This window comes from Corallococcus praedator (genome assembly GCF_003612125.1).
GTDB classification, from domain to species: Bacteria; Myxococcota; Myxococcia; order Myxococcales; family Myxococcaceae; genus Corallococcus; species Corallococcus praedator.
On the sequence record NZ_RAWI01000815.1, the window covers coordinates 1 to 743 of the forward strand.

Annotated in this window: 2 protein-coding genes; both read left to right on the forward strand. The window is 45.4% G+C overall.

Features of this window, described 5'->3' with window-relative positions:
* A partial coding sequence (locus D7Y13_RS50015; RefSeq protein WP_158626212.1) for a hypothetical protein occupies nucleotides 1-323 on the forward strand: 323 nt, incomplete at its 5' end.
* Between the two features lie 32 nt (nucleotides 324-355).
* Nucleotides 356-743, forward strand: a 388-nt coding sequence (locus tag D7Y13_RS50020) for a helix-turn-helix domain-containing protein (RefSeq protein WP_147452665.1), incomplete at its 3' end; no start/stop codon positions are given.

The window sequence follows — 743 nt, forward strand, 5'->3', positions numbered from 1 at the left end:
GTAGAGAAGCTTACTGGTTAGAATGGCGTGATTCTTATAAAAAAGAGTTCAAGGATGATCAATGTATTGATTTGAATGATGTGATTGCAGTTCGTAATGAAGCAGATTATCAGAAGCGGTTTTTGCATTTTCGTGAGTTTTACCAGTCTATAAAAGGGGAGAGTTATCCCATTGAGTATGAAAAGCAATGCATTATTCATTATTTAGAAGAGCAAAATCTTTTAATTCTTGGATTGAACTCTGCTTGGCAAATTGACCATCACTACAAGTCTCGTGCCAGTATTCATCCAGATGCTTTAAGTAATAGACTTGTCGGGGAATAAGTGAGAATAGAGGACAGTGATAGGTGAAGACGATGCTGGACATTCAACGCGTGTTGAAGCAAGACCGCTTGCTGCGAGCCATGACTGGTTTGAACCGCAAAGCGTTTGAGGCACTGCTCGAGACTTTCAGCCGCCTTTATGAAGCAGCTCGTCAGCAGCAACCACGTCGACGCGCCGTTGGTGGCGGGCGTAAAGCACGCCTGCTTCACACCCAAGAGAAGCTGTTTTTCATCTTGTTCTACTTCAAGTGTTATCCCACCTTTGATCTAGCTGGGATTATTTTTGATCTGCATCGTTCGCAAGCGCATGAGTGGATGCATCGTCTCCAACCACTGCTAGAGCAAACTTTGGGTGAGAAGATGGTGTTGCCAGAGCGGAAGCTCGCTAGCCTTGAGGCGTTCTTGGAGCGCTTCCCAGGGG